This is a genomic window from Cronobacter sp. HA18003, assembly GCF_011605905.1.
Classification (GTDB): Bacteria; Pseudomonadota; Gammaproteobacteria; order Enterobacterales; family Enterobacteriaceae; genus Cronobacter; species Cronobacter sakazakii.
Map to the genome: position 1 here is coordinate 1 of NZ_JAANQO010000027.1, position 24,949 is coordinate 24,949.

Sequence of the window (24,949 nt, forward strand, 5' to 3'; positions counted from 1 at the left end):
ATTCAACGTGAGAGGTGTTGATGGTGATACCACGAGCTTTTTCTTCCGGCGCGTTATCGATCTGGTCGAATGCACGAGCAGAACCACCGTAGGTTTTCGCCAGAACGGTAGTGATGGCAGCGGTCAGGGTAGTTTTACCATGGTCAACGTGGCCGATAGTACCGACGTTGACGTGCGGTTTTGTACGTTCAAATTTTTCTTTAGACACGGCTATATTCCTTACTATAGTGCCCCCTCGCCGAGAGGGCACGGGACTTTGGTTTTAACCCTGAGGCTTATTTGCCACGGGCTTCGATAACGGCCTGAGCAACGTTGTTCGGCGCATCATCATACTTCAGGAATTCCATAGTGTATGATGCACGACCTTTGGTCAGAGAACGCAGCTGAGTTGCATATCCGAACATTTCAGACAGCGGAACTTCAGCGTGGATCTTAACGCCAGTTACTTCGGATTCCTGACCACGCAGCATACCGCGACGACGGCTCAAGTCACCGATAACGTCACCAGTGTTCTCTTCCGGAGTTTCTACTTCAACCTTCATGATCGGCTCAAGCAGAACTGGTTTTGCTTTCTTAAAGCCTTCTTTAAAGGCGATAGAAGCTGCCAGTTTAAACGCCAGTTCAGAGGAGTCAACGTCGTGGTAAGAACCGAAGTGCAGACGGATACCGATGTCTACTACCGGGTAACCTGCCAGCGGACCAGACTTCAGCTGCTCCTGGATGCCTTTATCAACGGCCGGGATGTATTCGCCAGGAATCACACCACCTTTAATGTCGTTGATGAACTCGTAACCTTTCGGGTTAGAGCCCGGCTCCAGCGGGTACATGTCGATCACAACGTGACCGTACTGACCGCGACCACCAGACTGCTTAGCGTGTTTACCTTCGATGTCGGTAACTTTGCTGCGAATCGCTTCGCGGTAAGCAACTTGAGGTTTACCTACGTTAGCTTCAACGTTGAACTCACGCTTCATACGGTCAACGATGATGTCGAGGTGCAGCTCACCCATACCAGCGATGATGGTCTGGTTAGATTCTTCGTCAGTCCATACGCGGAAAGACGGGTCTTCTTTAGCCAGACGGCCCAGAGCCAGACCCATTTTTTCCTGGTCAGCTTTGGTTTTCGGTTCAACCGCGATAGAGATTACCGGCTCTGGGAACTCCATGCGCTCCAGAATGATCGGGTGATCCGGGTTACACAGGGTGTCACCAGTAGTCACGTCTTTCAGACCGATAGCAGCCGCGATGTCGCCTGCGCGAACTTCTTTGATCTCTTCACGTTTGTTAGCGTGCATCTGTACGATACGACCGAAACGCTCACGTGCGGATTTCACGGAGTTCAGGATGGTATCACCAGAGTTAACCACACCAGAGTACACGCGGAAGAACGTCAGGTTACCAACGAACGGGTCGGTAGCGATTTTGAACGCCAGTGCAGAGAACGGCTCTTCATCGCTAGCGTGACGCTCAGCCGGAGTATCTTTACCGTCGTCCAGGATACCGTTGATCGCAGGTACGTCAACCGGGGATGGCAGGTAATCAATTACCGCATCCAGCATCGCCTGTACGCCTTTGTTTTTGAACGCAGAACCACAGGTTACCAGGATGATTTCGTTGTTCAGAACGCGCTGACGCAGAGCTTTTTTGATCTCTTCTTCAGTCAGTTCTTCACCACCCAGGTATTTCTCCATCAGCTCTTCAGAAGCTTCAGCTGCGGACTCGATCAGGTTCTGGTGCCATTCGTCAGCCAGGTCCTGCATGTCAGCCGGGATATCTTCGTATTCGAAGGTTACGCCCTGGTCTGCATCGTTCCAGTTGATGGCTTTCATTTTCACCAGGTCAACAACACCGGTGAAACCTTCTTCAGCACCAATCGCCAGCTGCAGCGGAACCGGGTTCGCGCCCAGACGGGTTTTGATCTGACCAACAACTTTCAGGAAGTTCGCACCCATGCGGTCCATTTTGTTAACGAACGCAATACGCGGAACTTTGTATTTGTTAGCCTGACGCCATACGGTTTCAGACTGCGGCTGAACACCACCAACTGCGCAGTAAACCATTACCGCACCGTCAAGGACACGCATGGAACGTTCTACTTCGATGGTGAAGTCAACGTGCCCCGGGGTGTCGATGATGTTGATACGGTGCGGTTCATACTGCTTAGCCATACCAGACCAGAATGCGGTAGTCGCAGCGGAGGTAATGGTAATACCACGCTCCTGCTCCTGTTCCATCCAGTCCATAGTTGCGGCGCCGTCATGAACTTCACCGATTTTGTGGTTTACACCGGTGTAGAACAGAATACGTTCGGTAGTAGTGGTTTTACCGGCGTCGATGTGCGCACTGATACCGATGTTACGGTAGCGTGCAATAGGTGTTGTACGAGCCATTTGATTCCTCTATTGCCTTAGGCGTTCAGGATAAGTTACCCAGAGCGGGCGGCTTACCTGAAGCGCCCGTCTGGTGACTAACATGCCGCAGGGATTACCAGCGGTAGTGTGCGAACGCCTTGTTGGCTTCTGCCATACGGTGAACGTCTTCACGTTTCTTAACTGCAGTACCTTTGTTGTCTGCAGCATCAGAAAGTTCGTTCGCCAGGCGCAGAGCCATGGATTTATCACCGCGTTTACGAGCAGCTTCAACGATCCAACGCATTGCCAGAGCATTGCGGCGAACCGGACGGACTTCAACCGGAACCTGGTAGGTAGAACCACCAACGCGGCGAGACTTAACTTCTACAGTCGGGCGCACGTTTTCGAGAGCGACTTCGAAAGCTTCCAGTTCAGATTTACCAGAGCGCTGAGCCAGGGTCTCCAGCGCGCTGTATACGATTGATTCTGCAGTAGATTTTTTACCATCTACCATCAGGATATTGACAAATTTAGCCAGCAGTTCTGATCCGAACTTCGGATCCGGCAGAATTTTACGCTGACCAATGACGCGACGACGTGGCATGGAAATACTCCGTTGTTAATTCAGGATTGTCCAAAACTCTACGAGTTTAGTTTGACATTAAAGTTAAAACGTTTGGCCTTACTTAACGGAGAACCATTAAGCCTTAGGACGCTTCACGCCATACTTGGAGCGAGCCTGCTTACGGTCTTTAACGCCGGAGCAGTCAAGCGCGCCACGCACGGTGTGGTAACGAACACCCGGGAGGTCTTTAACACGACCGCCACGGATCAGGATCACGGAGTGCTCCTGCAGGTTGTGACCTTCACCACCGATGTAGGAAGTCACTTCAAAACCGTTAGTCAGACGAACACGGCATACTTTACGCAGTGCGGAGTTCGGTTTTTTCGGAGTGGTAGTATATACACGAGTACATACACCACGTTTTTGCGGGCAAGCTTCCAGCGCCGGCACGTTGCTCTTAGCAACTTTGCGAGCGCGAGGTTTGCGAACCAGCTGGTTAACTGTTGCCATTAAATAGCTCCTGGTTTTATAGCTTTTGCTTCGTAAACACGTAATAAATCGCCCTCATATAATATGAGGACGCGGAATTTTAGGGCTGTGCTTTAAGGGTGTCAAGAAATATACAGCGTTTGCACGTTACCAGGCCATCTGGCTTGCGTGTTTTACGGTAAGGTTGACGAACTCAGTATAGCTAATCGTATCGATGCTGCTCGAAATTTGAGCGACAAGGCCGCGAGCTTCCACATCGTTTTCTAAGGCGACAACCCGGGCGGGCGACGCCAGCAGCACGGCGACATAGCGGCTGTCGTGAAGCGCGGCGACCACGCCGTTTTGCATCAGAAGAATGTCATCGCCCGAACGCACAAGGCGCAGCAGCGCGTGAATATCCACCTGCCAGGGCGAGCGAGAAAGCGTATACAACATGGCGTTCCTTAAAATGTCAGCACGACGTCGTAATCATCGAGGCGTTCGCGCAGCGCTGCGGCGTCCAGCGCCTCGACATCAATCACAAAGGCGTGTTCTTCACTAAGCCCGCGCTCCTGCAGCGACTCCCGGCAAATATAGCAGCGCTCAATATCGTACAACGGCAGAACTTTAAACGTAGAGATATAGTCGCGGCTCAGGACCGCCTGTGGATGCTGACCTGGCAGAATCTGAAAAACGCCGTCACTTAGAAAAAAGACGCCAATTTCTTCCGTTAACGCAGACATCGCCAGCAGCGCGTCGAGCCCTTCGCGGCCCGCCGAGGTGCCATGCGGTGCCTGGGTAAAGACAAAAGCCACCTGTTTCATTAAAACTCTACCACTCTGTCGCAGGTCAGCGCGGCTTCGGCCAGCGCGCCCAGGCCGCTCAGTTGAAAGCCGGGCTGAAGGTTCGCACCAGGCAGCCCCTGCGCTCGCGCTTCATTTTCATCCGTCACGCCGCGACGCAGCGCAGCCGCCACGCAGATATGCAGCGCGACGCCGTTTTCGTCGTGAAGCTGTTGCCAGGCGCGCACCAGATCGAATTCGTCACTCGCGGGCGACGTGAACTGATTCGCGTTGTAGACCCCTTCCCGATAAAAAAAGACGCTTTCAAGGCTGTGCCCTTCCGCCAGCAACGCTTTCGCAAACTGTAAGGCGCTGCTCGCCTGCTGCGTGCCATAGGCCGGGCCGGTAACCATCAGGGTAAAGCGCATTAACGTTCATGCCCCTGAAAATCACCGTTCTTAAACTGACGGATATACAGATAAACCGTGTGTTTGGAGATATTCAGCCGGTCGGCCACCTGATTAATAGCGTCTTTAATATCAAAAATGCCTTTCTCGTAAAGGTTAAGGACAATCTGGCGGTTCTTGGCGTTGTTCGAGACATTGCGGTCCGCGTTCACCTCTTCAATGGTGAACTCCAGCGTCTGGGTCACAAGATCTTCCACGGACGAGGCAAAGTTTACGGAAGACGGCACTTCCTGCGTTTCCGGCGGTACAAAGGTGCTCATAATCTGGGAGAACGGCACATCCAGGTTCATATTAATGCACAGCAGACCGATCACACGATGTTCCCGGTTACGGATGGCGATAGTCACCGATTTCATCAGAACGCCGCTTTTCGCGCGGGTGAAATAGCACTTTGAGACGCTACTGTCAGCGCCGGTCATATCGTGCAGCATACGCAGTGCCAGATCGGTAATCGGCGAGCCGATTTTGCGTCCTGTGTGTTCGCCGTTAGCGATGCGGATAGCCGAGCATTTCAGATCCTGCAGGGAATGCAGCACAATTTCACAGTGGGAGCCGATGAGCATCGCTAACCCGTCCACGACCGCTTCGTAGGAACGCAAAATATCAAAGTCGGTCTGTTCGAAGGGACGCTGATCCAGCAGATCGAGTTCGCTGGCCTCATTGGTTAATAGCGAATTGGACATGAAAACATACCACCCTTTACAGCGAGCCTGTCGTCTCTCAAGGTCTGGGCAGACTCATCATTCAGTTGTTACGTAACTCGCTAAAGTAATACAGCGGGCGCAACACTAGCCAGCTTTTATTATACGTGGCCCGGATAAAAAAACCGCCGCCCGGAGGCGGCGGTCTGCGAAGCGTTACTTCGCTTTGGCAGCGTCGTCGGCTTTATCGCCCGCGGCGGCCTTCGGTGCGGCGTCTGCTTTCGCCGCCGGATTGATATCCAGCAGTTCTACGTCAAACACCAGGGTGGAGTTAGCCGGAATACCCGGAACGCCGTTTTTGCCGTAAGCCAGCTCAGGCGGGATGACCAGCTTGATTTTGCCGCCTTTCTTAATGTTTTTCAGGCCTTCGGTCCAGCCCGGGATCACACCGTCAAGACGGAAAGAGAGCGGCTCGCCACGCTTGTAGGAGTTATCGAACTCCTGACCGTCGATAAGCGTGCCTTTGTAGTTAACCACAACGGTGTCGCTCTCTTTCGGCGCAGCGCCGGTGCCTTCTTTCTCAACTTTATACAGCAGGCCGGTAGAAGAGGTCTTCACGCCCTTCTCTTTGGCGAATTTGTCACGGAAGGCTTTGCCTTTCGCTTCGTTTTCAGTCGCGTCTTTCTCGACTTTCGCCTGAGCGGCGCCTTTCACGCGAGTTTCAAAAGCCTGCAGAGTCTGCTCGATTTCCTGGTCAGAGAGTTTGCTCTTATCAGCAAACGCATCCTGGACACCGGCGATCAGCTGGTTTTTATCCAGTTTGATGCCCAGTTTTTCCTGCTCTTTCAGGGAGTTTTCCATGTAACGGCCCAGTGATGCACCCAGCGCGTAAGCCGATTTCTGATCGTCGTTCTGGAATGCGGCTTTGCTGTCAGCGGCAGCAGGCGTCTGCTGCTGTGCGGCTGGCGCAGCAAAAGTCAGAGGCGCGTTGAACGCCACAGCCATCGTGGTCGCCAGCAGCGTTACTTTAAACAGTGATTTCATCCATTATCTCCAGGGTTGGGGCCTCTCACCCCAGGGTTATCTTAAAAACGAAAGTCGTACTATAAAACGTCGCAGCGGAAATCAACATAACCACTTTTCCGTTTCGGGCGTTATTTCAGACTTAATTTGTTTAAATAAGTTTCTTTCTGTTGAAGCAACCCGGCAGAATCCGGAAAAGTTGCGTAGAATCGCGACGCAAAGGGGGAAACATCATGCACAACGAATCGACTGAACACCGTATCGCTGAACTGGAGAGCCGGCTGGCGTTTCAGGAAACCACTATTGAAGACTTAAACGCCGCCATCACAAAGCATGAGCTGGAGCTCGCGAAGATGCGCGAACAGCTCAAAATTATGGTGGAGAAAATCAAAGCCTCGCAGCCGTCAATGATCGCATCGCAGGCGGAAGAAACACCGCCGCCGCATTACTGACGGGTAAATCGCGGGCAGTAAAAAGGGGCGCCGGAGCGCCCCTTTTTTATCAGGCTTAGTGGCAACCGCAACCGCCGTTACCGCAACCACCTTTACCATGCTCGTGGTCGTGGCTATGGCCGTGACCGCCGCAGCAACCGTCATGGTCGTGATCGTGGTCATGATGATGGCCGTTCGCGCCGTGAACGTGGCCGTGAGCCAGTTCTTCTTCGGTCGCTTCGCGGATAGCAACAACTTCCACGTTGAAGTTCAGGTTCTGGCCCGCCAGCATGTGGTTGCCGTCAACCACAACATGGTCGTCGCCCACTTCGGTAATTTCTACCGGTACCGGGCCCTGATCGGTTTCCGCCAGGAAGCGCATGCCAACCTGCAGCTCGTCAACGCCCATGAAGACGTCTTTCGGTACGCGCTGTACCAGGTTTTCATCGTACTGGCCGTAAGCGTCGTTAGCGCCTACGTTCACATCGAATTTATCGCCAACGTCATGGCCTTCCAGCGCCGCTTCCAGGCCGGAAATCAGGGAGCCGTGACCATGCAGGTAGTCCAGCGGCGCACTCACCGGAGACTCATCAACCAATACACCGTCTTCTGTACGTACCTGATAGGCCAGGCTGACCACCAAGTCTTTTGCTACTTTCATGATATCTCCTGAGTGAGGAAAAAAGACTGGCGCCGATTGTAGCCCAAATCGACGCCTGTGTACCCTTTAGCTTAAAGAAACCTGGGGCATCTCGCTAGTCGGGATGAAAAATCCCTATGACTTGCTCATCTTTGCGAACCTTCTCGCGAACTTCTTTGTCCGCCTCGCGCATCTGATGCCCGCACTTTACGCACTCGACAATATCGACCTGATTTTCACGCCACATGGCGAGAGAATCCTGCGCCTGGCATTTCGGGCAGACGGCCCCGGCAATAAAACGTTTACGCACAGCCATAGGTTCACCTTCTATTCAAATTCGTCCCAGCCGTCGAGCTGGCGTCGTTCCTGCTGCATCTCGCGGTGGAAAATCTCCTCCAGCTCGCGACGCGCCTCGCGAACGCGGGAGATTTGCGCGTTATCGGTATGCACCGGCATCAGTTCGCGCAGCATCCGCATATCAAGACGGCGGAAATGGAGCTGTGCGCGCTGCGCCTGATGCGGATGCATGCCTAGCGAAATCAGGGTTTTACGCCCAAGCTCCAGCGCGCTGGAGAACGTCTCGCGCGAAAACTGCTTCACGCCAGCCTGCAAAAGCTCATGCGCCTCAACGCGCCCGCGCGCCCGCGCCAGGATCTCCATCTGCGGAAAGTGCTGCTGGCAGAGATGCACGATGCGCATCGTATCTTCCGGGTCGTTGCAGGTGACGACGATCGACTGCGCGGATTCGGCCCCGGCGGCGCGCAACAGCTCAAGCTCGGTGGCGTCGCCATAGTAAACCTTATAGCCATATTTTCGCATCAGGTTGACCGCGCTGATATCGCGCTCCAGCACCGTAATACGCATTTTGTTGGCCATCAGCAGGCGGCCAATCACCTGTCCGAAACGCCCGAAGCCGACGATAATCACCTGCGGCTTATCATCTTCCACGTAGGGCATTTCGGCATCTTCATCCGGTGCGTTAAAGTGGCGCGCCAGCAGCCGGTCGATGCCTTTCATCACCAGCGGCGTGGTCATCATCGAGAGCGTTACCGTCACCAGCAGCAGCGCCATCTGGTCATTGTGGAAAAGTTTCTGTGACGAGGCGCTGGAGAAGAGCACAAACGCGAATTCTCCGCCCTGGCTCAGCACGCCCGCGAACGGCAGCCGCTCGGTGCGCCGCAACCCCTGAAAACGCCCGAGACCGTACAGCACCGCCATTTTGACGCTCACCAGCACCACCACGCTCATCACGACCCACAGAATATGGGTATAGAGAACGCCCAGGTTCAGCGCCATGCCGACGGAGATAAAAAACAGCCCCAGCAGCAGGCCTTTGAACGGCTCGATGGCGATTTCCAGTTCGTGGCGGTATTCGCTCTCGGCCAGCAGAATGCCCGCGATAAACGTGCCGAGCGCCATAGAAAGCCCAAGCAAATCCATAAACAGCGCGGAGCCCAGCACCAGCAGCAGCGCGGCGGCGGTAAACACCTCGCGCACGCCGGAACCGGCAATAAACCGAAACACCGGACGCAGCAGATAACGTCCACCCACCAGCATGACGGCGAACGCGAGCACTTTCATGCCGATTTTCAGCCAGTCCGGGTGTTCATCACCGTTGCCCGCCAGCAGAGGCACCATCGCCAGCGCCGGGATCACCGCGAGATCCTGAAACAGCAGCACGGAGAATCCTAGCTGGCCGCCTTCGGTGCGGTTCATGCCTTTGTCGCGCATCAGCTGCAATGCCATCGCGGTGGACGACATCGCAAGGCCGATACCGCCTACCACGGCTGCCTGCCACGCGAAATCAGTGAGCATCAGCAGCCCCGCCAGCACCACGGCGCTTAACAACACCTGGGCTGCACCAATGCCGAAAATAGAGCGCCGCAGTTTCCAGAGTTTTGACGGGTTCAGCTCAAGCCCTATCAGGAACATCAGAAACACAACGCCGAGTTCTGAAAAGTGCAGGATCTCGTCGACGTCGCTGATAAAGCCAAGCCCCCACGGGCCGATGGCTATTCCCGCCAGCAAGTAGCCGAGTACCGCGCCGATCCCCAGGCGCGCCGCGATCGGCACCGCCACTACCGCGGCGAAAAGAAACAGAATGCCTGCCAGCAGCAGATCCGAACCTTCCATCAAAAGCCTCCCGGCGTTAACGGGTCCGCCAGCCAGCGTTCATACGCGCGGCCATGAGACGCCAGTTCGGAAAGCGACTGACGCCGCGCCCAGTAAATAATCAGCGGTGTCATCCAGTGCATACGGCACATGGCGGCGGTCAGCTCGAAAGGCCGCAGGATGTCGCTCAGGGCGTAGCGGTTAAACCCGTCCGGGCGATAGGCCGTCTCCGGCTCGCCGGTCGTAATGACGCAGCGCCAGTATTTGCCGGCAAGCTGATTGCCGCCCACGCCGCTCGCGAAACCGCGGCTTAACACGCGGTCGAACCACTCTTTTAGCAGCGCCGGACAGCTATAGGTATAAAGCGGGAACTGAAAAACAATCACATCGTGATCGCGCAGCAACGCCTGCTCATGGCTGATATCAATAAAGAAATCGGGATAGTGGGCATAGAGGTCATGCACCGTGACATTAGGTAATTGCAGAGCCGGCTTAAGCAAAACCCGGTTGGCCACCGAGTCCTGAGATTCCGGATGGGCATACAGCAGCAAAACTTTCGCTGTCTGTGACATCATTCCCCTCCAGGGCGTCGTCATTGTTACTATTTTGGGCTACCATGGCGGCCCCACGCGGTGCCCAAAGCATCACGTTACATGAATATAATGACAATTTAACATAGTCTGAATCTACGGCGCCTTATGATTGTTTTCTCCTCGTTACAAATTCGTCGCGGCACCCGCGTGCTGCTGGACAACGCCACCGCCACGATCAATCCGGGCCAGAAAGTGGGCCTGGTTGGCAAAAACGGCTGTGGCAAATCCACGCTCCTGTCGCTTCTGAAAAACGAGATAAGCGCCGACGGCGGGAGTTTCACCTTTCCCGGCACCTGGCAGCTCGCCTGGGTAAATCAGGAAACGCCCGCGCTCGCGCAGCCCGCGATGGAGTATGTGATTGACGGCGACCGCGAATATCGCGCTTTTGAGCGTGAACTGAACGACGCCACCGAGCGCAACGACGGTCACGCCATCGCCACGGCGCACGGCAAGCTGGACGCCATCGACGCGTGGACCATTCGCTCGCGCGCCGCGAGTCTTCTGCACGGGCTGGGCTTCAGCAATGAACAGCTGACGCGCCCGGTGAGCGATTTCTCCGGCGGCTGGCGCATGCGTCTTAACCTCGCGCAGGCGCTGATTTGCCGCTCCGATCTGCTGCTGCTCGACGAACCGACCAACCACCTCGATCTCGACGCGGTCATTTGGCTGGAGAAATGGCTGAAAAGCTATAACGGCACGCTGATTCTCATCTCGCACGACCGTGATTTCCTGGATCCGGTGGTGGACAAAATCATTCATATCGAACAGCAAAATATGTTCGAGTACACCGGCAACTACAGCTCGTTCGAGCGCCAGCGCGCCACGCGTCTTGCCCAGCAGCAGGCAACGTATGAAAGCCAGCAGCAACGCGTCGCGCATCTGCAAAGCTTTATCGACCGCTTTAAAGCGAAAGCGTCTAAGGCGAAGCAGGCGCAGAGCCGCATTAAAATGCTGGAGCGCATGGAGCTGATTGCGCCTGCCCACGTGGATAACCCATTCCACTTCAGCTTCCGCGCGCCGGAGAGCCTGCCTAATCCCCTGCTGAAAATGGAAAAGGTCAGCGCCGGTTATGGCGAGCGCATCATTCTTAACTCCATCAAGCTCAACCTGGTGCCTGGCTCGCGCATCGGTCTGCTGGGGCGCAACGGCGCAGGCAAATCGACGCTCATCAAACTGCTGGCGGGCGAACTTGCGCCAGTCAGCGGTGACATTGGGCTTGCCAAAGGCATCAAGCTTGGTTACTTCGCGCAGCATCAGCTGGAGTTTTTACGCGCCGACGAATCGCCGTTGCAGCATCTGGCGCGCATCGCCCCGCGTGAAACCGAACAGCAGCTGCGCGACTATCTCGGCGGCTTCGGCTTCCAGGGCGATAAAGTTACGGAAGTTACCGAGCGGTTCTCCGGCGGCGAGAAAGCGCGTCTGGTGCTGGCGCTGATCGTCTGGCAGCGCCCTAACCTGCTGCTGCTCGATGAACCGACCAACCACCTGGATCTCGACATGCGCCAGGCGCTGACCGACGCGCTGATCGAATTCGAAGGCGCGCTGGTCGTGGTCTCGCACGACCGCCACCTGATCCGCTCCACCACCGACGATCTCTATCTGGTGCACGACGGCAAAGTCGAACCGTTCGACGGCGATCTGGACGATTATCAGCAATGGCTCAGCGACGTGCAGAAGCAGGAGAGCCAGAGCGACGACGCCAGCCGCGAGAAAGAAAACGGCAACAGCGCGCAGGCGCGTAAAGATCAGAAGCGCCGCGAGGCGGAACTGCGCACCCAGACGCAGCCGCTGCGTAAAGAGATAACGCGTCTGGAAAAAGAGATGGAAAAGCTCAACGCCACGCTTGCAAGCGTCGAGGAGAAACTCGCCGACAGCGCCATTTACGATCCGGCTCGCAAAGCGGAGATGAATGAGTGTCTGCAAACGCAGGCGAAGACCAAAGCCGCGCTGGAAGAGTGCGAAATGGCCTGGCTTGACGCGCAGGAATCGCTGGAGCAGATGTTAAATCAGCCATAACGTCCCACGCTGGCAGCCCGCCTGCCAGCGTGGCAAAGGCTGCGTCGGGCGCAGACAAAACCTGTAAACCCGGCGCAGCGGGCCATCTGTGATTACGCGTTATACCGCCCTGAGACGCACATTCAGAAATATGCCAATTGCATATGGCAATTAATACCCTTTCAAAACCGTTGAAACAAAGATCATCTTTGCTTACTCTCCAGGCATTCTGCACACAGGCAACGCGTATTATGCAGCGCGGTTATCCCTTAGCCCGTCGATAAAAACTGTCGCTCTGTCTGATGACTCTCCTCTGCCTGCCAGGCGTCGGGGTAATACTGCCGCCGCCGTGGCGACGATAAAAAGGAAACCGTTAATGACAGATACGACCCCGGTCACTGACCTGTCGCCCCTGCCGGCGGCGATGCAAGATATTTTACCTGCAGGGGAAGTATTAACCCCTGAACAACAGCAGGAAGTCGAAAAGCTCGTCAACCAGATAGACATTACCGATCCCGTGATGTCGCTTTCCTGGGGTGCGAAAACCATGGGTGAGATCTCCCGGTTTTCCGATGCCCTGCTTGAACAGGTGCAGGCGAAGGATGCTGGCGTCGTGGGCGAACAGCTGACCGACTTGCTGAGTAAGGTTAAAGAGGTCGATTTAACCGCTTTCAGCGAAAAACCGGGCTTTTTGGCTTCCGTGCCCCTGGTCGGCAAACTCTTTAATCGCCTTGAGCGCACGCTATTAACCTATCAAACGCTGGCCCGTCAGGTGGAAAACATCTCCGGTAAGCTCGAAGACGCGATGGTCGATTTACTGCGTAATATTTCCACGCTTGAGCAGCTTTTTATTCGCAATCGCGACTATTACCAGCAAATCAATCTGCATATTATCGCCGGCAAGCTAAAAATCGCTCAGTTGCAAAACACCGATTTGCCGCTTGCGGAGCAAGGCGCGTCTGGTGATGCACTGCAGATGCAGACCGCGCGCGACCTGGCCGCCAATATTCAACGCTTTGAGCGTCGTCTGCATGATCTGATGCTCTCCCGCACGATTGCCGTCCAGACCGCGCCACAGATTCGCCTGATGCAGAGCAACAGCCAGTCGCTGGCGGAGAAAATCCAGAGCAGCCTGCTTACCACCATCCCGGTGTGGAAAACCCAACTGGTGCTGGCGCTGTCACTGAATACCCAGCGGCAGGCGACAAAACTGCAGAAAGATGTCGCAGATACCACCAATGACATGCTGCGCCGCAACGCAGAGTTGCTTCAGACTGGCACAATAGAAACGGCTCGCGAAGTGGAACGTTCTGTCGTGGATATCGACACGCTACGCGATGTCCATACTCGCCTGTTAACGACCCTTGAAGAGTCTGTCGCTATCGCCAGCAATGCCCGCGCAAGCCGTCAGAGCGTTGAAAAAGAGCTCTCTGTGATGGAAGACGAACTGCGCACGCGCCTGTCAAATATCGCCAGCAGCACTGCGCATCAGGCATAAATCTTTCCCGCCGGACGCGGATGTCGCCGCGTCCCGTATGTGATGAGAAAAAGCATGGCTACTTTTTTAGACGCGTTTCATAACAAACGCTGGAAGCGTGTCGTTATCCAGCTGTTTATTCTGCTATTTTCTTCAAGCTTCGTGACAACACAGCTGGCGGATGCCGTAGCAAGAACGCATGACACCTCCGATGCCTTCAGGAGCGCGCTTTCCGTTTCGTGCTGGATGGGGTTTATCCTGCTTGCCCGCACGCTGTTTTACGATCGCGTGGCGTTTACCGTCGGTGTGCTTGCGGGGCTTTTCTGGCCGGGGGCGAATGCCGGCTTCGCCTTCTGGGCAGGCAGCGTGGCGCTGGTGACCTATATCCTGCGCAACCTGAAGCCCTTTCAAAAAGTCTATATCTGGTATCTCGTCCTTGGTGGGATAGCCTGTCAGGCTTATTTCGAGGCTTTTGGCACGCAGTCATTATCGCCAGGGTATCTGATTTTCGCCGTCGCCCTTGCCGCCATCGGGATGGGCTGGACGCCGATTTACAATGCCCTTCGCCAGCGCATCGCCACCTTAAAAAATAAACGCCTCGGGAAAACGGCCTCGCCCGTCGTCGGGCAACCTCAGGCAGTACAGAAGTCGTCTGCCGAATTCGACCCTCAACGTGAGATCAATTATCTGGTCTCTTTACAAGGACTGGCACCGGAGCTGCAGACGGAAATTGACGGCATCATCAATTACACGCATCTGATCATGCACTGTATTGAAACCGATCCTAAGGATGTGGAGCCGGGAACCAAATTCCTGCAGCGCTATTTGCCTGCGGTAAGAGAGATTACGCTGAAAAGCCATCGTCTTGTGGAGCAGCAAGTGGAGAATAGCGACGCCGCTGAAATTAACGCCCGCAGCGCCGCCATGCTGAAAACGCTGCATTCCGCCTTCAGTCAGCATCATGCCCGCCTGTTAGAAAACGATAAGACCGAACTCGCTATTGAAATGAGCACGCTCGACAAAATGCTGAAAACCGACGGTTACGTGTAATTTAATGAGTGTGCGCCTGCACACGCAGGCGCCGTCAGAAGGGATACCACACGGGCGCGAACGCCCGGTGCGCTGGATTAACGCTGCGCCGCCAGGCGCTGGCGCAGGGTTTCCAGATGCTCCACGCCGTGAAGTTTGCCATCCAGGAAACGGGTTTTAAGTTCACCCTGCTGTTCCTGTTCCAGCGTCTGTTCGTCAAACAGCTGATAGTCGCCGTTGTCGTCACGCTCGACGCGCAGCAGCCCGCGCGCTGAGCGTTTCAGTCCGCTGTCGGTTTTCGGCTCTTTGAAAATCATGCGGCCCACGCCGTTCACTTCGCCGTATGTCGCTTTCATCGCAAACCCAAAGGTATCGCGGGTGTTGTACTGATAGGTAAACGAACCGACGCCAAACACCACATTAGAGCTGGCGAAGCCTTTCGCCGCCAGACGGCGCAGGATCTCTTCGGCGCGCTCAAGCGTGATGGAATCGCCGTAAATCAGCCCCACATGCGGGTCGAGCACTTTGAAGCCTTTGTCATTCACGGTGCCGCCGAAAATTTCCCACAGCACTTCCACTGAGCCTTTCTCTTCCGGCGTGCGGTCGGCGCGCGTGTCGTCATCGGCACCGGTGCCGCAGAGGATCTCCACCGGGTCGCCGCTGTCCGGGCGGAACACCACGCGGCCTTCACGCGCCATAATCTGCGTTTTCAGCTCACGGGTATATTCCGTGATAACGCGCCAGTAATCCCAGGTGTCCGAGACAATCGAGACAAAGCCGTTCGGGTAGAGATCGCAAATCAGGCGGCGGAACGTCTCGATTTCGCTCTCTTTTTCACCCATGCACATCACGCTGTGCTCGGTCGCCGGGATGGACGCGGCAATAAAGCACTCCTGGCCCTGGGTGTAGTAATCGCGGGCGTAGAGCATCGACGGAATATTATCGGTGCCTTTAAAGCTCAGCAGGTGGCCGCAGCCCGCCTGCGCGGTATCCTGAAGGCCGGACATGCCGCGAAACGAGAAATCGTGGCACTGAAAATCGAGGTGGCTTACGTCAGAGCAAGTTTTCTCTGCCCAGCGCTCGCAGATAGTCCGGTAGTGATGCGCGATAGTGGCGTTGGTGGAGGATTTCCACAGCTCCGCCGAGAGCACGGTTTCCAGGTAGTTCACCAGCCAGAAGAATTCCGGAAGGGTATTGGTAATAGTCAGCACCGGCACTTTCATCGCCACTTTGCTGCCTTCATCCAGCGCTTTGATATGCAGCGGCAGATAACCGAGCTGATGCAGCGCGCGAATGTGATCCGCGCTGACAGCGCCCTTGCCGATATAGCTGTCCATTACCGCCTGATACTCGTCCACCACTTCCGCCTCAGGGCGCGCGAAGAACTGCTCGTTAAACAGATCGACCAGGAACCATTGCAGGAATCCCTGCAGGCCGAAGAACACCAGTTTACCGTCCGCGACAGGAGAGTGGAAATGACGGTCGCTGCGCGGCGTAAAGTTGGAATAGACTTTAGTGGTGCCTGCCGGGTACTGCTCGCGGTGCGACACTTTGTAGCCATCAATAGCCAGAATCGGATTCATGTTCATCGCCCTTCTCCTTACGCGTTATAAATTGTATTGATATCAATCATTTCTACCCGTTCCTGCGCCAGTTCAGCGGGCGCGAAGGAGGTGGTCGTATACAGCTTATCAATGCCGTTATTCAGCAGGTTTTCGACGCCTTTAGAAAACACGCCGTGGGTGACATAGAGACTGACGCTGCTTGCCCCGGCGTCACGCAGCACCTGGGCTGAGCCGATAAACGTGCCGCCCGCATCGCAGAGATCGTCCACAATCAGCACCGCTTTGCCTTTCACGTCGCCGTCCACCAGGCGAAAACCGGTCAGCTCGCCGGTCGCGACGTTGCGCTGTTTGGTCAGAATGGCAAATTCATGAACACCCGCCGCCTGCGCGACGGCATGGATTTTTTTAAGCGCCCCGGCATCAGGTGCCACCAGCATTAACTCGCCGGCCTTCAGGGCACGCTCCAGCGTCTTGCTTTGTAACAGGCAACGCTCCTGCGGGATAGCCACCAGATTTTCAATCGCGGCGGCGGCGGCTTCGCTGTGCGGGTCGAGTACGATCACTTTGTCGAAACCGAGGGTGTTCAGCTGGCGGGCGAAGACTTTCAGCGCGAAGCTGTCACCCGGCTGCATGTGCCTGTCCTGGCGGGCATACGGCAGCCACGGCAGTTCCAGATGGCTGAAGCGCACGTCACAGTGCTGGCGCACCGCGTCGGTGAGCTGCGCCAGCAGCATGAAATCGTCCATCGTTTTCATGGCGGCGGCGCGAATGCGCATCAGCGAGGCGACGCGCGGCAGTTCGCCGGTCACTTTCGCCCACACGGCGCCGTCAGGAAAACGCCCGGTCTGTGTTGCAATCTCTTGTCCGTCTACCATCAGTTGCGGCTGCATCATTTTCGCCCCCGGTTAATTAGTTTATGTCCTTGCGACACATTTAATATTGTCCAAGAGACACTAATTAGCAAGCGAAATTTTCGCCGCACTGGCTAAAAAATAGCATGTCGCTGAAAATTAAAACATTACAGGTTTACTTTGTCCCGGCGTTCAGGGCTGTTAAACTTGTCTCTGAGACAATTAAACGGAGCGGCGCATGACCACTGAAGCGGAATATCTGGAAACTTATGACCCTGCGCGGTTCCCTTCCCCGCTGGTGACCGTCGACAGCGTGCTGTTCACCCTGCACGATCAGGCGCTCTGCGTGCTGCTGGTACAGCGCGCCCGTCAGCCGCAGCAGGGCCGCTGGGCGCTGCCCGGCGGGTTTATCGATATGCAGAAAGATGATTCCACCCACGCGACGGCGCTGCGTAAGCTGACCGAAAAAACCGGCGTACGCCCGTCATGGCTTGAGCAACTGGAGACGTTTTCCGGCCCGGATCGTGACCCGCGCGGCTGGAGTCTCACCACCGCCTGGTTTGCGCTTATCGCCTGGGTCGACTGCCAGCCGCATATCGCCTCCGTCAGCGATGCGCAGTGGGTGCCGGTGGCGGAGCTTGACGCTATCGAGCTGGCGTTCGATCACCAGACGATTATCGAGGCCGCGCTGCGCCGCCTGCGCCAGAAAACAATGTATTCACTCCTGCCGGTCTACTGTCTGCCGGAGTGTTTTACGCTGAGCCAGCTTCAGGAGGCGACGGAGATTATTCTCGGCCAGCCCATCCAGCGTAAAAGCCTGATCCGGCGCTTTGAGGCGTCCGGCATGTTTGAAGAGACCGGCGAGAGCGTCGCCACCGGCGCGCGTAAGGCCAGGCTCTGGCGACGCAAGCCGGATGCCGATATTCACCTGTTCTCGCGCAATTTACTGGCCGAGTGATCCGCACCAAAGCATCAACAAAATGAATCACAACCGGTATAGTAATTAGCGAACTAATAAAAGACATCAGCTATGGCCGACATTACTCCCGCAGAACTTCCTGCACTGAACACCGATTCCTCACACTTTCAGCCAATGCCGGGAGTCAGCAATCCACACCTGCAAACCATGCTGCCGCGCGTGCTGCGCCGCCGTTTGCAGTTTGAGCCGCACTGGCAGCGTCTGGATCTGCCGGACGGCGATTTTGTTGACCTGGCGTTTAGCGAAAACCCTGACCAGGCGCGTCATAAACCGCGTCTGGTGGTGTTTCACGGTCTGGAAGGCAGCCTGCACAGTCCTTACGCCCACGGACTTATCCATGCGGCGAAAGCGCGCGGCTGGCTCGGCGTGGTGATGCACTTTCGCGGCTGTAGCGGCGTGCCAAACAAACTGGGGCGCATCTATCATTCGGGCGAAACCGAAGACGGCACCTTTTTCCTGCGCTGGCTGGATGAGCGCTACGGCACCGTGCCGACGGCGGCGGTGGGCTATTCGCTCGGCGGCAATATGCTCGGCTGCCTGATGGCGGAGATTGACGCCAGCTTCCCGCTGACGGCAGGCGTGATTGTGTCCGCGCCGTTTATGCTCGAACACTGCTGCAACCATATGGAAAAAGGCTTTTCACGCTTTTATCAGTTCTATCTGCTGAACCTGCTGAAAGCCAACGCCACCCGCAAGCTGAAGGCCTGGCCCGGCACGCTGCCGATTGAGCTCGCCCAGCTTAAGCGCCTGCGCCGCATCCGCGATTTCGATGATTTGATTACGTCGAAAATTCACGGTTTTAGCGATGCCGTCGATTACTATCGCCAGTGCAGCGCGATGCCGCGTCTCGCCAGCATCACCCGTCCGACGCTGATTATCCACGCCAAAGACGACCCGTTTATGGATCATCACGTGATCCCCGACACCACCACGCTGCCTGCTAATATTGAATATCAACTGACAGAGCATGGCGGTCACGTGGGCTTTGTCGGCGGCACGCTGCGTCAGCCCAAAATGTGGCTGGAACAGCGCATTCCTGACTGGTTAACCCCGTATCTGGACCGATAAATGATCATTCCCTGGCAAGAGATCGCGCCCGACACCCTGGAGCGCCTGATTGAAGCCTTCGTCTTGCGCGAAGGCACCGATTATGGTGAACATGAACGCTCGCTTGAGCAAAAGGTCGCCGACGTGCGGCGTCAGTTGCAAAGTGGCGAAGCCGTTCTGGTGTGGTCTGAGCTGCACGAAACGGTCAATATCATGCCGCGTTCGCAGTTTCGCGGTTAACGTTGCCAGGCGGAGCCTTGCCCCGCCGCTTCAGGGAGTTGTCTCGCTATGTCTGCCAAACATCCGGTTATCGCCGTCACAGGCTCCAGCGGCGCGGGAACCACCACCACCAGCCTCGCGTTTCGTAAAATTTTCGCCCAGCTGAATCTCCGTGCCGCCGAAGTGGAAGGCGACAGCTTTCACCGCTACACACGCCCGGAAATGGACATGGCTATTCGCAAAGCGCGCGATCTTGGCCGCCATATCAGTTACTTCGGCCCGGAGGCGAACGATTTCGGCCTGCTGGAGCAAACCTTTGTGGAGTACGGGCTGACCGGCAAAGGACAGTCGCGTAAATATCTGCACACCTATGACGAAGCGGTGCCGTGGAATCAGGTGCCCGGCACGTTTACGCCGTGGCAGCCGCTGCCGGAGCCGACGGACGTGCTGTTTTACGAAGGGCTGCACGGTGGCGTGGTGACGCCGCAGCATGACGTGGCGAAGCATGTCGATCTGCTGGTGGGCGTGGTGCCTATCGTCAACCTGGAGTGGATACAGAAGCTCATCCGCGATACCAGCGAGCGCGGCCACTCGCGCGAGGCGGTGATGGATTCCGTGGTGCGCTCAATGGAAGATTACATTAACTACATCACGCCGCAGTTCTCACGCACCCATATTAACTTCCAGCGCGTGCCGACGGTGGACACCTCCAATCCGTTCGCCGCGAAAGGCATTCCGTCGCTTGATGAAAGCTTCGTGGTCATTCACTTCCGCAATCTGGATAACATCGATTATCCGTGGCTTTTGGCGATGCTGCAGGGCTCGTTTATCTCACATATCAATACGCTGGTGGTGCCGGGCGGGAAGATGGGGCTCGCGATGGAACTTATTATGCTGCCGCTGGTGCAGCGGCTGATGGAAGGAAAACAGATAGCGTGACGGCGATGCCCGGTGGCGCTGCGCCTGCCGGGCCGTCCGTCATCTCATGACGCTTCAATCACTTCATACGAATGGGTGATGTTGACCCCTTTACCGAGCATCAGCGCTACCGAGCAATACTTCTCTGCCGACAGATCCACCGCGCGCGACACTGCCGCGTCTTTCAGGGCTTTGCCTGTCACCACAAAATGCAGATTGATATGCGTAAACAGACGCGGCGCTTCTTCGCGACGCTCTGACGTCAGCTTCACTTCGCAGTCGGTCACGTCGTGACGGCCTTTTTGCAGAATAGAGACAACATCAATCGCGCTGCAGCCGCCCGCGGCCATCAAAACCATTTCCATCGGGCTCGGCGCTTTGTCGCCAGAGTTGCCGTCCATCAGGATCTGATGCCCGGAGGCGGACTCGCCCAGGAAGGTTAACCCTTCCACCCATTTCACTCGTGCATGCATGTTAATCACTCCAGGCTATTCATTTTTCTGACAGATTACGCGCGCGCGACGTCAGAGGCAATGGAAGGGCGACCTGCGTCAAGCTGAAACGAGACAACAGGAGACACCTGAGAAAAGCTATGCTAAAACAGTCTGGATGCAGCGGCGATACATTGATGTTACGCATGTATGCAGAGGAGAAGATAATTTATCGGCTGCGACGTCCACGGACAGCCAACTTCCCAGGACTCGGGAAGATGATGAATGCAAAGCCAGACAGGGGTTACGCGCCCTGTCTTTGGAGCCAGTTTAAAACAGAGGATAACCGCGCATGGTGCTTGGCAAACCGCAAACAGACCCGACTCTTGAATGGTTCTTGTCACATTGCCACATTCATAAGTATCCATCTAAGAGCACGCTGATTCACCAGGGTGAAAAAGCGGAGACGCTGTATTACATCGTTAAAGGCTCAGTGGCAGTGCTGATCAAAGATGAAGAGGGCAAGGAGATGATCCTCTCGTACCTGAATCAGGGTGACTTCATCGGCGAACTGGGTTTGTTCGAGGAAGGTCAGGAGCGCAGCGCCTGGGTTCGCGCTAAAACTGCCTGTGAAGTGGCTGAAATCTCCTACAAAAAATTCCGTCAGTTGATCCAGGTTAACCCGGATATTCTGATGCGTCTCTCCTCGCAGATGGCTCGCCGCCTGCAAGTTACCTCTGAGAAAGTGGGCAACCTCGCCTTCCTCGACGTGACTGGCCGCATCGCGCAGACCCTGCTGAATCTGGCGAAACAGCCGGACGCGATGACCCATCCTGACGGGATGCAGATCAAAATCACGCGTCAGGAAATCGGCCAGATCGTCGGCTGCTCCCGCGAAACCGTTGGCCGCATTCTGAAAATGCTCGAAGATCAAAACCTGATCTCCGCCCACGGGAAAACCATCGTGGTTTACGGAACCCGCTAAAAAATCAAAAAACGGCGTGTCGCTTCGGTAACACGCCGTTTTTGTATCTATACTTCTCCCCTATGTGGCGTCGTCTTATCTATCACCCTGAAATTAATTACGCTTTACGGCAAACGCTCATCTTAAGCCTGCCGGTGGCGGTCGGGTTGATGCTGGGCCATCTTCAACAAGGGTTGCTGTTCTCGCTCGTTCCCGCCTGCTGCAACATTGCCGGTCTCGATACCCCGCACAAACGCTTTTTTAAACGCTTGATCATCGGCGCATCGCTGTTTGCGCTGAGCAGTCTGGCGGTGCAGCTGTTGCTGCTGCAGTCTGTGCCGCTGCCGCTCATTCTGCTGATGCTGGCGCTGCTGCTTGGCGTGACGGCGGAGATCAGCCCGCTGCATGCGCGTCTGTTGCCCGCCTCGCTCATCGCGGCGATCTTTACGTTAAGCCTCGCCGGCAATATGCCCATCTGGCAGCCTATGCTGCTCTATGTACTCGGCACGCTCTGGTATGGCGCGTTTAACGGTTTCTGGTTCTGGCTGTGGCGCGAGCAGCCGCTGCGTGAATCGTTAAGCCTGATTTATAAAAGCCTCGCCGACTACTGCGAAGCCAAATACAGCCTGCTGACGCGCCACACTGAGCCGGAACAGGCGCTGCCGCCGCTGCTGGTGCATCAGCAAAAAGTGGTGGATCAGATAAGCCAGTGCTATCAGCAGTTGCAAATGCTTTCCGCCACTAAGCAGAACGGTTATAAGCGCCTGCTGCGCACGTTTCAGGTGGCGCTGGATCTCCAGGAGCACATCTCGGTGTCGCTGCATCAGCCCGGCGAAGTGCAAAAACTGGTGGAGCGCAGCCACGCCGAAGCGGTGTTGCGCTGGACGGCGCAGACCGTCGCCACGCGGCTGCGCACGCTCTCTGACGACATTCTCTACCACCGCTATTCGCACCGCTTCTCAATGGATAAGCAGGTCGAGGCGCTGGCGAAAATCGCCCGCCAGCACCCGGATAACCCGGTTGGCCAGTTCTGCGAATACCATTTCAGCCGCATCGCACGTGTCCTGCGCACCCAGCGCCCGCTCTACGCCCGTGACCTGATGGACAGCGGTAAGCGCCGCCTGCCGCTGCTGCGGGCGCTGAAAAGCTATTTGTCGCTGAAATCCGCCGCGCTGCGCACCGCCGCGCGTCTGGGCGTAATGCTGGCGGCGGCGGGGTTGTTAGGGAGCGCGTTCCAGCTGCCGAAGCCGTACTGGATCCTGATGACGGTGCTGTTCGTCACCCAAAACGGCTATGGCGCGACGCGCGTGCGCATCCTGCACCGGGCGGGCGGCACGCTGGCGGGGCTGATTATCGCAGGCATCACGCTGCACCTGAAAGTGCCTCAGGGCTATACCCTGCTCGGCATGCTGCTGGTGACGTTAATCAGTTATCTGATAATCCGGCGGCACTACGGCTGGGCGATGATTGGCTTTACCGTCACGGCGGTCTATTCACTGCAAATCCTGACGCTCAACGGCGAGCAGTATATCGTGGCGCGCCTGATAGACACCCTGTCCGGCTGTCTTATCGCGTTCGGCGGCATGGTCTGGCTCTGGCCCCAGTGGCAAAGCGGCCTGCTGCGCCAGAACGCGCATGACGCGCTGGAGGCAGACCAGGAGGCGCTGCGCCTGATCGTGAGCGGCGACCCGCAACCCGGCCCGCTCGCCTGGCAGCGTATGCAGGTCAACCAGGCGCATAACGCGCTCTATAACTCGCTCAATCAGGCTATGCAGGAGCCCGGCTTTAACAGCCGTTATCTGGAGGATATGCGCCTGTGGGTGACACACAGCCAGTTTATTGTCGAGCACATCAACGCGATAACGACGATGGCGCGCGAGCAAACCGCGCTGCCGCCAGAAACCGCAGCGCGCTACTTACAGGCGTGTGAAATTGCGCTACAGCGCTGCCAGCAGCGGCTTGAGCATGACGCGCCGGGCGATACGCAAAACGAGGCGGTACTGGAGGGCGAAGACGTTTTGCCGGAAGGAGCGCCGGGCGTGATGGAACATCATCTGCTGCGCATTCTCGATCACCTGCGCACCATGCATACCATCTCTTCCGTGGCGTGGCGTCAGCGCCCGCATCACGGGATCTGGCTCAGACGACGCCTGAGCCAGTCACCATGATTAGCCGTTGACCACGCGCGCGACGGCGCGTGCAAAGCGGGCCATGCCTTCGTCGATATCTGCGCGCTCCACCAGCAGCGACGGCGCAAGACGCAACACGTCCGGCCCGGCGTTCAGCACCATCACGCCTTCCGCCGCCGCGGCGTAGAGGAGATCGCGCGCGCGTCCGTGGAAGGCGGGCGTCAGCTCGGCACCGATCAGCAGGCCCATACCGCGAATATCGCTGAATAAGCCGTACTGCTCGCCAATCTGCGCCAGATGCTGTACGAACTGCTCGCGTTTATGCGCTACGCCGCCCAGCACCTCCGGAGTGTTGATGATATCAAACGCTTCGCCCGCCACCGCGCAGGCGAGCGGGTTACCGCCGTAAGTGGAGCCGTGCGAGCCGACGTGAAACGCCGAGGCGATATCATGAGTGGTGAGCATCGCGCTAACCGGGAAGCCGCCGCCGAGCGCTTTGGCGCTGGTCAGGATGTCGGGCGTCACGCCGTAGTGCATATAGGCAAACAGCTTGCCGCTGCGGCCCATGCCGCACTGCACTTCATCGAAAACCAGCAGCGCCTGATGCGCATCACACAGCTCGCGCAGGCCGCGCAGGAAGGCCGGCGTCGCGGCGGTCACACCGCCCTCACCCTGCACCGGCTCGACCACGACCGCGCAGGTGTGGTCGTCCATCACTGCTTTTACCGCATCGAGATCGTTAAACGGCACATGAATGATATCAGCCGGTTTCGGGCCGAAACCGTCGGAGTATTTCGCCTGGCCGCCCACGGAGACGGTAAACAGCGAACGTCCGTGAAAGGCGTTATAAAACGCGATGATTTTGGTTTTGTATGGGCTGTGGCGGGTGATGGCGTAGTGGCGGGCGAGCTTGAACGCGGTTTCGTTGGCTTCGGTGCCGGAATTCATAAACACCACGCGCTCGGCGAAGGTGGCGTCCACCAGCTTCTGGCCCAGGCGCAGCGCAGGCTCGTTGGTAAAGACGTTGCTGGTATGCCAGAGCGTTTCGCCCTGCGCTTTCAGCGCCTCTACCAGCCGCGGGTGGCAGTGGCCGAGCGCGGTTACCGCGATCCCGCCCGCGAAATCGACATACTCTTTGCCCTGCTGATCCCACACGCGGCTGCCTTTGCCTTTCACCGGGATAAATTCAGCCGGTGCATAAATCGGCAGGATCACGTTATCAAAGGTGGCGCGCGTAATTGCTGTTTTTTCAGTTGCCATTTCATGCCCATC

General features: G+C 56.6%; 27 protein-coding genes. 10 read left to right on the forward strand and 17 right to left on the reverse strand.

Annotated features, from left to right (window positions below; genetic code table 11):
* The 9 genes from G6041_RS19490 to fkpA form a co-directional block, all read right to left on the reverse strand.
* Positions 1-208 (reverse strand): GTP-binding protein (locus G6041_RS19490; protein ID WP_021242225.1); only part of this gene is annotated, 208 nt, incomplete at its 3' end.
* Between the two features lie 67 nt (positions 209-275).
* Positions 276-2,390 carry an elongation factor G gene (fusA, locus tag G6041_RS19495; protein WP_004386616.1) on the reverse strand — a complete coding sequence of 705 codons (2,115 nt, stop codon included), beginning with the start codon at positions 2,388-2,390 and terminating at the stop codon, positions 276-278.
* A 94-nt stretch (positions 2,391-2,484) separates the two neighbouring features.
* A complete protein-coding gene (gene rpsG / locus G6041_RS19500) occupies positions 2,485-2,955 on the reverse strand; it encodes a 30S ribosomal protein S7 (RefSeq protein WP_001138042.1) in 471 nt (156 codons plus the stop codon).
* 96 nt (positions 2,956-3,051) lie between these two features.
* Positions 3,052-3,426 carry a 30S ribosomal protein S12 gene (gene rpsL, locus G6041_RS19505; protein WP_000246815.1) on the reverse strand — a complete coding sequence of 125 codons (375 nt, stop codon included), beginning with the start codon at positions 3,424-3,426 and terminating at the stop codon, positions 3,052-3,054.
* A gap of 126 nt (positions 3,427-3,552) precedes the next feature.
* Complete coding sequence (tusB, locus tag G6041_RS19510; protein ID WP_012126418.1) at positions 3,553-3,840, reverse strand: sulfurtransferase complex subunit TusB; 288 nt, start codon at positions 3,838-3,840, stop codon at positions 3,553-3,555.
* An 8-nt stretch (positions 3,841-3,848) separates the two neighbouring features.
* A complete protein-coding gene (gene tusC / locus G6041_RS19515; RefSeq protein WP_012126417.1) occupies positions 3,849-4,208 on the reverse strand; it encodes a sulfurtransferase complex subunit TusC in 360 nt (119 codons plus the stop codon).
* On the reverse strand, positions 4,208-4,594 hold the full coding sequence (gene tusD, locus G6041_RS19520) for a sulfurtransferase complex subunit TusD (RefSeq protein ID WP_007899709.1): 387 nt from the start codon (positions 4,592-4,594) through the stop codon (positions 4,208-4,210). Before tusD ends, tusC begins: the two co-directional genes overlap by 1 nt.
* Complete coding sequence (locus G6041_RS19525; protein ID WP_004386612.1) at positions 4,594-5,316, reverse strand: helix-turn-helix transcriptional regulator; 723 nt, start codon at positions 5,314-5,316, stop codon at positions 4,594-4,596. Before G6041_RS19525 ends, tusD begins: the two co-directional genes overlap by 1 nt.
* Before the next feature lie 174 nt (positions 5,317-5,490).
* A complete protein-coding gene (gene fkpA, locus G6041_RS19530) occupies positions 5,491-6,318 on the reverse strand; it encodes an FKBP-type peptidyl-prolyl cis-trans isomerase (RefSeq protein ID WP_004386611.1) in 828 nt (275 codons plus the stop codon).
* 212 nt (positions 6,319-6,530) lie between these two features.
* Between fkpA and G6041_RS19535 the strand changes: the two genes are divergently transcribed.
* A complete protein-coding gene (locus tag G6041_RS19535) occupies positions 6,531-6,749 on the forward strand; it encodes a SlyX family protein (RefSeq protein ID WP_007778724.1) in 219 nt (72 codons plus the stop codon).
* A 55-nt stretch (positions 6,750-6,804) separates the two neighbouring features.
* On the opposite strand, the gene slyD is transcribed toward G6041_RS19535, so the two are convergent.
* The 4 genes from slyD to kefG form a co-directional block, all read right to left on the reverse strand.
* Positions 6,805-7,389, reverse strand: a complete 585-nt coding sequence (gene slyD / locus G6041_RS19540; protein ID WP_004386609.1) for a peptidylprolyl isomerase — start codon at positions 7,387-7,389, stop codon at positions 6,805-6,807.
* A gap of 94 nt (positions 7,390-7,483) precedes the next feature.
* The gene (locus G6041_RS19545) at positions 7,484-7,684 is read right to left on the reverse strand and encodes a YheV family putative zinc ribbon protein (RefSeq protein WP_004386608.1); all 201 of its coding nucleotides are present in this window, start codon (positions 7,682-7,684) and stop codon (positions 7,484-7,486) included.
* Positions 7,685-7,695: 11 nt separating this feature from the next.
* A complete protein-coding gene (kefB, locus tag G6041_RS19550; protein ID WP_007899710.1) occupies positions 7,696-9,501 on the reverse strand; it encodes a glutathione-regulated potassium-efflux system protein KefB in 1,806 nt (601 codons plus the stop codon).
* Complete coding sequence (kefG, locus tag G6041_RS19555; RefSeq protein WP_004386606.1) at positions 9,501-10,052, reverse strand: glutathione-regulated potassium-efflux system ancillary protein KefG; 552 nt, start codon at positions 10,050-10,052, stop codon at positions 9,501-9,503. Before kefG ends, kefB begins: the two co-directional genes overlap by 1 nt.
* Before the next feature lie 126 nt (positions 10,053-10,178).
* Between kefG and G6041_RS19560 the strand changes: the two genes are divergently transcribed.
* The 3 genes from G6041_RS19560 (at position 10,179) to G6041_RS19570 (ending at position 14,595) form a co-directional block, all read left to right on the forward strand.
* Positions 10,179-12,089 (forward strand): ABC transporter ATP-binding protein, encoded by a 1,911-nt coding sequence (locus tag G6041_RS19560; protein ID WP_012126415.1) that lies wholly within the window; start codon positions 10,179-10,181, stop codon positions 12,087-12,089.
* Positions 12,090-12,444: 355 nt separating this feature from the next.
* Positions 12,445-13,566, forward strand: coding sequence for a toxic anion resistance protein (locus tag G6041_RS19565; protein ID WP_012126414.1), 1,122 nt, complete (start codon positions 12,445-12,447; stop codon positions 13,564-13,566).
* Positions 13,567-13,620: 54 nt separating this feature from the next.
* On the forward strand, positions 13,621-14,595 hold the full coding sequence (locus G6041_RS19570) for a 5-bromo-4-chloroindolyl phosphate hydrolysis family protein (RefSeq protein WP_041460673.1): 975 nt from the start codon (positions 13,621-13,623) through the stop codon (positions 14,593-14,595).
* 77 nt (positions 14,596-14,672) lie between these two features.
* On the opposite strand, the gene G6041_RS19575 is transcribed toward G6041_RS19570, so the two are convergent.
* Positions 14,673-16,163 (reverse strand): nicotinate phosphoribosyltransferase, encoded by a 1,491-nt coding sequence (locus tag G6041_RS19575; RefSeq protein ID WP_004386602.1) that lies wholly within the window; start codon positions 16,161-16,163, stop codon positions 14,673-14,675.
* An 11-nt stretch (positions 16,164-16,174) separates the two neighbouring features.
* Positions 16,175-17,032: a ribose-phosphate diphosphokinase gene (gene prs / locus G6041_RS19580; RefSeq protein ID WP_007702556.1), complete on the reverse strand. Its 858-nt coding sequence runs from the start codon at positions 17,030-17,032 to the stop codon at positions 16,175-16,177.
* 196 nt (positions 17,033-17,228) lie between these two features.
* Here prs and G6041_RS19585 point away from each other — a divergent pair, with 196 nt between their 5' ends.
* The 4 genes from G6041_RS19585 (at position 17,229) to G6041_RS19600 (ending at position 20,174) form a co-directional block, all read left to right on the forward strand.
* A complete protein-coding gene (locus tag G6041_RS19585; protein WP_004386600.1) occupies positions 17,229-17,948 on the forward strand; it encodes an NUDIX hydrolase in 720 nt (239 codons plus the stop codon).
* A gap of 72 nt (positions 17,949-18,020) precedes the next feature.
* Complete coding sequence (locus tag G6041_RS19590) at positions 18,021-19,037, forward strand: hydrolase (protein WP_004386599.1); 1,017 nt, start codon at positions 18,021-18,023, stop codon at positions 19,035-19,037.
* Positions 19,038-19,256, forward strand: a complete 219-nt coding sequence (locus G6041_RS19595; RefSeq protein WP_004386598.1) for a YheU family protein — start codon at positions 19,038-19,040, stop codon at positions 19,254-19,256. It begins immediately after the preceding gene.
* A gap of 48 nt (positions 19,257-19,304) precedes the next feature.
* On the forward strand, positions 19,305-20,174 hold the full coding sequence (locus tag G6041_RS19600) for a phosphoribulokinase (protein ID WP_004386597.1): 870 nt from the start codon (positions 19,305-19,307) through the stop codon (positions 20,172-20,174).
* A 44-nt stretch (positions 20,175-20,218) separates the two neighbouring features.
* Here the strand turns inward: G6041_RS19600 and G6041_RS19605 are convergent, their stop codons facing one another.
* The gene (locus tag G6041_RS19605) at positions 20,219-20,626 is read right to left on the reverse strand and encodes an OsmC family protein (RefSeq protein WP_004386596.1); all 408 of its coding nucleotides are present in this window, start codon (positions 20,624-20,626) and stop codon (positions 20,219-20,221) included.
* A 310-nt stretch (positions 20,627-20,936) separates the two neighbouring features.
* On the opposite strand from G6041_RS19605, the gene crp reads away from it, so the two are divergent.
* On the forward strand, positions 20,937-21,569 hold the full coding sequence (gene crp / locus G6041_RS19610; RefSeq protein ID WP_000242758.1) for a cAMP-activated global transcriptional regulator CRP: 633 nt from the start codon (positions 20,937-20,939) through the stop codon (positions 21,567-21,569).
* 62 nt (positions 21,570-21,631) lie between these two features.
* Positions 21,632-23,716, forward strand: a complete 2,085-nt coding sequence (locus G6041_RS19615) for a YccS/YhfK family putative transporter (protein ID WP_012126409.1) — start codon at positions 21,632-21,634, stop codon at positions 23,714-23,716.
* Here the strand turns inward: G6041_RS19615 and argD are convergent, their stop codons facing one another.
* Positions 23,717-24,937, reverse strand: coding sequence for a bifunctional acetylornithine/succinyldiaminopimelate transaminase (gene argD / locus G6041_RS19620; protein ID WP_041460757.1), 1,221 nt, complete (start codon positions 24,935-24,937; stop codon positions 23,717-23,719).
* Between the last annotated feature and the right edge of the window lie 12 nt (positions 24,938-24,949).

Excerpts from the sequence above, each read along its gene's own strand:
- fusA (WP_004386616.1), bottom strand. The coding sequence starts at position 2,390 with ATGGCTCGTACAACACCTATTGCACGCTACCGTAACATCGGTATCAGT.
- rpsG (WP_001138042.1), bottom strand. The coding sequence starts at position 2,955 with ATGCCACGTCGTCGCGTCATTGGTCAGCGTAAAATTCTGCCGGATCCG.
- rpsL (WP_000246815.1), bottom strand. The coding sequence starts at position 3,426 with ATGGCAACAGTTAACCAGCTGGTTCGCAAACCTCGCGCTCGCAAAGTT.
- tusB (WP_012126418.1), bottom strand. The coding sequence starts at position 3,840 with ATGTTGTATACGCTTTCTCGCTCGCCCTGGCAGGTGGATATTCACGCG.
- tusC (WP_012126417.1), bottom strand. The coding sequence starts at position 4,208 with ATGAAACAGGTGGCTTTTGTCTTTACCCAGGCACCGCATGGCACCTCG.
- tusD (WP_007899709.1), bottom strand. The coding sequence starts at position 4,594 with ATGCGCTTTACCCTGATGGTTACCGGCCCGGCCTATGGCACGCAGCAG.
- G6041_RS19525 (WP_004386612.1), bottom strand. The coding sequence starts at position 5,316 with ATGTCCAATTCGCTATTAACCAATGAGGCCAGCGAACTCGATCTGCTG.
- fkpA (WP_004386611.1), bottom strand. The coding sequence starts at position 6,318 with ATGAAATCACTGTTTAAAGTAACGCTGCTGGCGACCACGATGGCTGTG.
- G6041_RS19535 (WP_007778724.1), top strand. The coding sequence starts at position 6,531 with ATGCACAACGAATCGACTGAACACCGTATCGCTGAACTGGAGAGCCGG.
- slyD (WP_004386609.1), bottom strand. The coding sequence starts at position 7,389 with ATGAAAGTAGCAAAAGACTTGGTGGTCAGCCTGGCCTATCAGGTACGT.
- G6041_RS19545 (WP_004386608.1), bottom strand. The coding sequence starts at position 7,684 with ATGGCTGTGCGTAAACGTTTTATTGCCGGGGCCGTCTGCCCGAAATGC.
- kefB (WP_007899710.1), bottom strand. The coding sequence starts at position 9,501 with ATGGAAGGTTCGGATCTGCTGCTGGCAGGCATTCTGTTTCTTTTCGCC.
- kefG (WP_004386606.1), bottom strand. The coding sequence starts at position 10,052 with ATGTCACAGACAGCGAAAGTTTTGCTGCTGTATGCCCATCCGGAATCT.
- G6041_RS19560 (WP_012126415.1), top strand. The coding sequence starts at position 10,179 with ATGATTGTTTTCTCCTCGTTACAAATTCGTCGCGGCACCCGCGTGCTG.
- G6041_RS19565 (WP_012126414.1), top strand. The coding sequence starts at position 12,445 with ATGACAGATACGACCCCGGTCACTGACCTGTCGCCCCTGCCGGCGGCG.
- G6041_RS19570 (WP_041460673.1), top strand. The coding sequence starts at position 13,621 with ATGGCTACTTTTTTAGACGCGTTTCATAACAAACGCTGGAAGCGTGTC.
- G6041_RS19575 (WP_004386602.1), bottom strand. The coding sequence starts at position 16,163 with ATGAACATGAATCCGATTCTGGCTATTGATGGCTACAAAGTGTCGCAC.
- prs (WP_007702556.1), bottom strand. The coding sequence starts at position 17,032 with ATGATGCAGCCGCAACTGATGGTAGACGGACAAGAGATTGCAACACAG.
- G6041_RS19585 (WP_004386600.1), top strand. The coding sequence starts at position 17,229 with ATGACCACTGAAGCGGAATATCTGGAAACTTATGACCCTGCGCGGTTC.
- G6041_RS19590 (WP_004386599.1), top strand. The coding sequence starts at position 18,021 with ATGGCCGACATTACTCCCGCAGAACTTCCTGCACTGAACACCGATTCC.
- G6041_RS19595 (WP_004386598.1), top strand. The coding sequence starts at position 19,038 with ATGATCATTCCCTGGCAAGAGATCGCGCCCGACACCCTGGAGCGCCTG.
- G6041_RS19600 (WP_004386597.1), top strand. The coding sequence starts at position 19,305 with ATGTCTGCCAAACATCCGGTTATCGCCGTCACAGGCTCCAGCGGCGCG.
- G6041_RS19605 (WP_004386596.1), bottom strand. The coding sequence starts at position 20,626 with ATGCATGCACGAGTGAAATGGGTGGAAGGGTTAACCTTCCTGGGCGAG.
- crp (WP_000242758.1), top strand. The coding sequence starts at position 20,937 with ATGGTGCTTGGCAAACCGCAAACAGACCCGACTCTTGAATGGTTCTTG.
- G6041_RS19615 (WP_012126409.1), top strand. The coding sequence starts at position 21,632 with ATGTGGCGTCGTCTTATCTATCACCCTGAAATTAATTACGCTTTACGG.
- argD (WP_041460757.1), bottom strand. The coding sequence starts at position 24,937 with ATGGCAACTGAAAAAACAGCAATTACGCGCGCCACCTTTGATAACGTG.